Below are 6,589 nucleotides of genomic sequence, written 5' to 3'. Positions count from 1 at the left end.
ATCGGAAAGGATCGCGCGCACGCCGCCCGGCAGCACGATCCCGCGCATGGTGGGATCGAGGGTAGCGAACAACAAATCCTTGGCGAGCACTTCGGACGCGGTAAGCCGGTTGAACAGCGTCGATTTGCCGGCATTGGTGTAGCCGACCAGCGCCACCACGCGATACGGCACCCGCTGCCGGCCAGCGCGATGCAGCTGTCGTGTCGCCTGGACTTTCTTGATTTCGTTTTCAAGGCGCGCGATGCGGTCGCCGATCAGGCGGCGATCGGCTTCGATCTGCGTCTCGCCGGGACCGCCCATGAACCCAAAACCGCCGCGCTGCCGTTCCAGATGGGTCCAGGATCGCACCAGTCGCGAGCGCTGGTAATTCAGATGCGCGAGTTCAACCTGCAGCGCGCCTTCCTTGGTCTTGGCGCGGCGGCCGAAGATTTCGAGGATCAGCCCGGTGCGATCGAGCACCTTGGTGTTCCAGGCCTTCTCGAGATTGCGCTGCTGGATCGGCGACAGCGCGCAATCCATCACCACCAGTTCGATCTCGTGCCCGGTGATGAGGCCGACGATCTCCTCGACCTTGCCCTTGCCGAGATAGGTCGCGGGCCTAATCTGGCTGACCGGCGCGATCAGCGCGTCGGCGACCGTCAACTCGATGGCGCGCGCCAGACCGACGGCCTCCTCGAGCCGCGCCTCGGAATTGCGCAGGCCATGCGCATCTATTTGCGCCTCGGGATCGCCGCGGCGCACACGCAAATAGGGGCCGATGACGATCACCCGCCCGGTTGTCTTACCCCCTGCCGACCGCGGACGGTCAGCCCCCCGTTCCAGATTTCGGGGTTCCAATCAGATCACTCTCAAGCCGGAGCATCCTCACCGCCCTCGAACAACTGGATCGGAGCGCCCGGCATGATGGTCGAGATCGCGTGCTTGTATACAAGCTGCGAATGACCGTCGCGCCGAAGCAAGAGGCAGAAATTGTCGAACCAGGTGACAATCCCCTGCAGCTTCACTCCATTGACCAGAAAGATCGTCAGTGGCGTTTTGGTTTTGCGAACGTGATTAAGGAAGGTGTCCTGTAGGTTTTGTGCGCGGTCTGCCGCCATTGTTTTTATCCCGCATTCTTGTTGGCTTGCTTTTTATTGAACCGATGGCTGCCCTCTTGCGGAGCGTCCCCCGGTCGCCGGCATCCCCTGAGATCCCCCTCCGGGCACGCGACGGCATGATTAGAAGGCAGGCGCGGTTTTTAGGCAAGCCGGTTCACGCCTCCGGCCGTTGAGAACGACGGAGTAATTCCCCGGGGGACTGCCTGAAAAGTCGGCAATTTATCAAGCAGATGCATGAAACATGGCGGCAAGGCCGGATCAGCCGACCCCAAGCGCCTTGAGCTTGCGATGCAGCGCCGAGCGCTCCATGCCGACGAATTCCGCCGTGCGAGAGATATTGCCCGAGAAGCGGCTGATCTGGGCGATCAGATAATCGCGCTCGAACACCTCCCGCGCCTCGCGCAGCGGCAGGCCCATGATGTGCTCGCCGTTGTTGCTGGTCGGCATCGCCGGCACCATGGAGCCGACATCCTGCGGCAGCATATCGGCAGTGATGATGACTTCCGGACCGCCGCCCGCCAGAATCATGACGCGCTCGACATTGTTGCGGAGCTGGCGGACGTTGCCGGGCCAGACATGCGACTGCAACACCGCCATCGCATCCTGGCCGATCTGGCGTTTCGGCAATCCGGTCGCGATCGAAATCTGGTCCATGAAATAGTCGATCAACTCCGGAATGTCCTCGCGGCGCTCCGATAGCGGCGGGACGCGGATCGGCACCACCGACAGCCGGTGATAGAGGTCCTCGCGGAAGCGGCCTTCGGCGATCTCTTCTTCGAGGTTGCGGGCCGTCGACGAAATGATGCGGACGTCGACATTGACCTTGGTGGTGCCGCCCGAGCGCTGGAACGTCTGATCGACCAGGACCCGCAGGATCTTGTTCTGGGTCTCGCGCGGCATGTCGCCGATTTCATCGATGAACAGGGTGCCGCCATGGGCTTCCTCCAGCGCGCCGGCCTTGCGCTGATGCTCGCCATTGGACTGTTCGACGCCGAACAATTCGACTTCCATGCGCTCCGGGGTGATCGCCGCGGCATTGATGACGACGAAGGGTCCTTCGGAGCGGGTTGACGCGTTATGCAGCGTGCGCGCCGCCAGCTCCTTGCCGGAGCCTGAAGGACCGACGATCAGGATGCGGCTATTGGCCTTGGCGGCCCGCTCGATGGTCTGGCGCAGCTGGTTCATGCAGGCGGAGTGTCCGGTCAGCACGCTCGCCGCAGGCGCCAATTGCTTGAGTTCCTTCACTTCACGCTTCAACCGCGACGTCTCGAGCGCCCGCGTCGCCACCAGGATCAGCCGGTCTGATTTGAACGGCTTTTCGATGAAGTCGTAGGCGCCGCGCTTGATGGCGGCGACCGCGGTTTCGATATTGCCGTGGCCGGAGATCATCACGATCGGCAGATCGGCATGGTCCCGCTTGATCTGCTCCAGCAGCTGCAGCCCGTCGAGCTTGCTGCCCTGCAGCCAGATATCGAGAAACACCAGATGCGGACGGCGCTGGGCAATTTCCGCCAGCGCCGAATCGCTGTCGCGCGCGGTACGGGTGGTGAAGCCCTCGTCGTCGAGGATGCCTGCAACCAGATCCCGGATATCGGCTTCGTCATCGACAATCAGAATGTCACTTGCCATGGGTTTCGCCCTGTCTGGTCAGCTGCCTGTCGCGGCTTCGATTTTTGTTTCAGTGTTGGTCGCTTCTGCCGGCTCGGTGGTTCCGGATGCCGGTTGGGTTGTCTCGGGAGCGGTCGTTTCCTTTACTTCGGCCTTCGGTGCATGGCCCGATATCGCAAAGCGCAACCGCATCCAGGCGCCGCGTTGGCCCGGCCGGATATCGGCGGCATCGTTCAGCTCAATCCGGCCGCCATGGTCTTCCAGCACCCGGCCGACGATGGCAAGCCCGAGACCGGTGCCCTTTTCACGTGTCGTGACATAGGGTTCGAGCAGGCGCGCCCGGCTCACCTTCGGCAGCCCGATGCCGTTATCGATGACGTCGATCACGATATCATCGTTTTCGCGCGCGGCGATGACATCGATGCGTCCCTTGCCAAGCTGATCCGGCGGCACCGCCTCGATCGCCTCGGTCGCGTTCTTGATGATGTTGGTCAGCGCCTGCGAAATCAGCCGCCGGTCGAACTGCGCGCGCATCGGCTCTTGCTTGATTTCCGCCTCGATATCGATGTCGGGATGTCCGACCCGCATCAGGAATACCGCCTGGCGCACGGTATCGGCGACGTCCTCGCCCTCGATCACCGGCTTCGGCATCCGCGCAAAGCGCGAGAATTCATCGACCATCCGCCTGATATCGTCGACCTGGCGCACGATCGTATCCGTGCATTGCTCGAAAATGGCTTTGTCCTCGGTGATGACTTTGCCGAACTTGCGCCTGATGCGTTCGGCCGAAAGCTGAATCGGGGTCAGCGGATTCTTGATTTCGTGCGCGATGCGGCGGGCGACGTCGGCCCATGCCGAGGTGCGCTGCGCGGAAACCAGCTCGGTGATGTCATCGAGGGTGATGATGTAACTGTCGCGCGACTGGCTGGTCTGCTCGGCACTGACGCGAACCGAAAGATTGCGCTCATTGCCGTCGCGCTGGATCGTGATCTGGCCCTGAACCAGCCGCTGCGTGCCCTCGCGCGCCGTTTTCATCATGTCATCGAGTTCGGGAAGCACGTCCGACAGCGGGTGGCCGAGCGTCTCCGATTCGGCGTGGCCGATCAGTTTTTCGGCGGAGCGGTTGAGAATGCCGACGCTGCCGGACGCATCGACGCCGATGATGCCGGCACTGGCCGAGGACAATACCGCCTCGATGAATCGGCGGCGGCTGTCGATCAGGTCGCTGGCGCTGACGAGTTCGTCACGCTGGGTGCGCAGCTCATGGGTCATCTTGTTGAAGGTCTCGCCGAGCTGCGCGAGATCGCCCTCCGACTTGTGCACCGGAACCTGCACGTGCAGATCGCCGGTCGACACGATATTGGCCGCGCTCATCAGCCGCCGGATCGGGGCGACCAGCCAATTCGCAAAATTCAGCCCGATCAGCACGGAAGCCATCAGGATGGTCAGCGCGATCACCGCGAACATCAGCGCGAACGATACCTGGATGCCGAGCCGGCGCGACTCCAGCTCGGCATATTCTGCGGAAATAGCTTCGGTCTGGCTGAGTTGCGCGACCACGCCGGGATCAAGCGGACGCGCGACGTAGAGAAATACATCGTTGAACGCCCGCAGCCGGATCACGGCAGCGACATAGTTTTCCTCGGGGATCACCGAGATTTCAGGCTGGGTTTCGTTGACGTTGGCGAGGATCTCCGAAGGCGGCGGCGCGAAGGTCAACTGAACCCCGGTTTGCGCCGAATCCAGAATATGGCCTTGCTTGTCGATCAGCATCGCGCTTGGCAGGTTGCGTGCGACAGCGCCCGCGGTCAGCAGCTCGCGGAATGTTCCGCGATCCTGATCGTATAATGGCCTTGTATGGGCGATATCGTTGGCCATTCCCAGAATGTCGCCGCTGACGAGCTGCGCGTGTTCGTTGGTATAGGCCCGCGCAATGCTCAGCGAGTTCTGGATCGCTTCGCGGGTCGGGCCCGAGAACAGGCGGTCGAGACCGCGATCGATGGTGACGTTGGCGACGATCGCCACCAGCACCGCCGGTACCACGGCGATGCCCGAGAACAGGCTGACGATCTGGATATGCAGCCTCGCCGCCGCCCGGCCCCGCCGCCGGGCCTGCATCACCTGCCAGACCTCGCGGACGATGATGCCGACCAACAGCAGGATGGTCGCGGCGTTGATCAGGATAAAGGAATAGACCACCAGAGGCCGAGGTTCGATCGGCGTCAGCCCGGTGAGCACCACGAAGGTGAGGAAGGCCGACAGCAGCGCCAGCACGACCGCGAACGGCGCCAGCAACCTCCGCAGGGTCGACCCCTGGGGTTCGGCGAACGACGGATCGAACGAGGCGGCCGAGGTGTCTGCGCTGGTCATTCCGGCAAAAGGTGAGAGCTGAAGGCCTCCCGCCCGCCGGGAAACACCGGCAGCGGACTGATGCATTCATATCACAATGTTGCCGAATTACGACAATTCCTTGGCGTCCTTGCCTCACCGACGCGCAGTTTCCAGAGGATCTGCCCGATGAGGATACAACCCTCTGAAAAGCCGTTAGTTACCGCTCCGGTAGACCTGAATGTCCAAATCGCGAATCTTCTTCCGCAGCGTGTTCCGATTGAGGCCGAGCAAATCGGCGGCGCGGATCTGATTGCCCCTGGTCGCCGCCAGCGCGGCGGTGAGCAGCGGCACCTCGATCTCCTTGAGGATGCGGTGATAGAGGCCGGGCGGCGGCACCCCGTTTGGGAAGCCCGAAAAATGCGATGACAGATAGGCCTCGACCGCGCCGCCGAGATTGTCGACGCCGTGATGCACGGCGCCGCCCGAGGTCACCGCCGGCGGCGCCAATTCGCCGTCGATCACAGAGCCCGTGATCACGTCCTGCGGATAAAGTGCCGCGAGCCTTCGCGCGAGGTTTTCGAGTTCGCGCACATTGCCGGGCCAGCGATGCTGCTTCATGCGCTCCAGCGCCAGCGCATCGAGCTTCTTCGGCGGCAGGCCATCCTTCTCGGCGAGCGCGAAGAAATGCCGGATGAGATCGGGCAAATCCTCGATCCGCTCGCGCAGCGGCGGCAGCCGCAACGGCACCACGTTGAGACGGAAGAACAGGTCCTCGCGGAACAGGCCCTGCTGGATCAGGATCCGCAAATCCTTGTTGCTGGCGGCGACGATGCGCACGTCGGTCTTGATCGGGGTGCGGCCGCCGACGGTGGTGTATTCGCCCTGTTGCAGCACCCGCAACAGCCGGGTCTGCGCCTCCATCGGCATGTCGCCGATTTCGTCGAGGAACAGCGTGCCGCCTTCGGCCTGCTCGAAGCGGCCGGAGGCGCGGGTGTTGGCGCCGGTGAAGGCACCGCGCTCGTGGCCGAACAGCTCGGACTCGATGAGGTCGCGCGGGATCGCCGCCATGTTCACGGCGACGAAGGGACCGTTGCGCCGCTTGCCGTAGTCGTGCAGCGCACGCGCCACCAGCTCCTTGCCGGTGCCGGACTCGCCCGAGATCATCACGGTGAGGTCGGTCTGCATCAGCCGCGCCAGCACGCGGTAGATTTCCTGCATCGCCGGCGACCGGCCGACCAGGGGAATCGAGTCGAATTCGGATTCATCGACGTGATTGGCGACCCGCTCCTTCGGCTCCGCGAGCGCGCGCCCGACAATCGCGATCAATTCCTTGAGGTCGAACGGCTTCGGCAGATATTCGTAGGCGCCGCGCTCCGACGCGCGGATCGCGGTCATGAACGTGTTCTGCGCGCTCATGACCAGCACTGGCAGGTCGGGCCGCGCCTTCTTGATGCGCGGCAACAGATCGAAGGCGCTTTCGTCGGGCAAAAGCACGTCGGTGATGATCAGATCGCCGTCGCCCTGGCTGATCCAGCGCCACAGGGTTGCGGCAT

At 63.2% G+C, this 6,589-nt stretch carries 5 protein-coding genes; all 5 read right to left on the bottom strand.

The window, feature by feature from the left end; translation table 11 throughout:
* A partial coding sequence (gene hflX, locus VK804_RS29745; protein ID WP_325751856.1) for a GTPase HflX occupies positions 1-837 on the bottom strand: 837 nt, incomplete at its 3' end.
* An 11-nt stretch (positions 838-848) separates the two neighbouring features.
* On the bottom strand, positions 849-1,097 hold the full coding sequence (hfq, locus tag VK804_RS29740; protein ID WP_006020546.1) for an RNA chaperone Hfq: 249 nt from the start codon (positions 1,095-1,097) through the stop codon (positions 849-851).
* A gap of 258 nt (positions 1,098-1,355) precedes the next feature.
* Complete coding sequence (locus VK804_RS29735) at positions 1,356-2,726, bottom strand: sigma-54 dependent transcriptional regulator (RefSeq protein ID WP_325751855.1); 1,371 nt, start codon at positions 2,724-2,726, stop codon at positions 1,356-1,358.
* A gap of 18 nt (positions 2,727-2,744) precedes the next feature.
* A complete protein-coding gene (locus VK804_RS29730) occupies positions 2,745-5,075 on the bottom strand; it encodes a PAS domain-containing sensor histidine kinase (protein ID WP_325751854.1) in 2,331 nt (776 codons plus the stop codon).
* A 174-nt stretch (positions 5,076-5,249) separates the two neighbouring features.
* A partial coding sequence (ntrC, locus tag VK804_RS29725; RefSeq protein WP_325751853.1) for a nitrogen regulation protein NR(I) occupies positions 5,250-6,589 on the bottom strand: 1,340 nt, incomplete at its 5' end.

This window comes from Bradyrhizobium sp. (genome assembly GCF_035484855.1).
Classification (GTDB): Bacteria; Pseudomonadota; Alphaproteobacteria; order Rhizobiales; family Xanthobacteraceae; genus Bradyrhizobium.
The sequence above is the reverse complement of the archived record's forward strand: the minus strand, read 5'-3'. Positions and strand labels throughout refer to the sequence as shown.

Bases quoted from the DNA above. Each gene is read 5' to 3' on its own strand.
- hfq (WP_006020546.1), bottom strand. From the start codon at position 1,097: ATGGCGGCAGACCGCGCACAAAACCTACAGGACACCTTCCTTAATCAC.
- VK804_RS29735 (WP_325751855.1), bottom strand. From the start codon at position 2,726: ATGGCAAGTGACATTCTGATTGTCGATGACGAAGCCGATATCCGGGAT.
- VK804_RS29730 (WP_325751854.1), bottom strand. From the start codon at position 5,075: ATGACCAGCGCAGACACCTCGGCCGCCTCGTTCGATCCGTCGTTCGCC.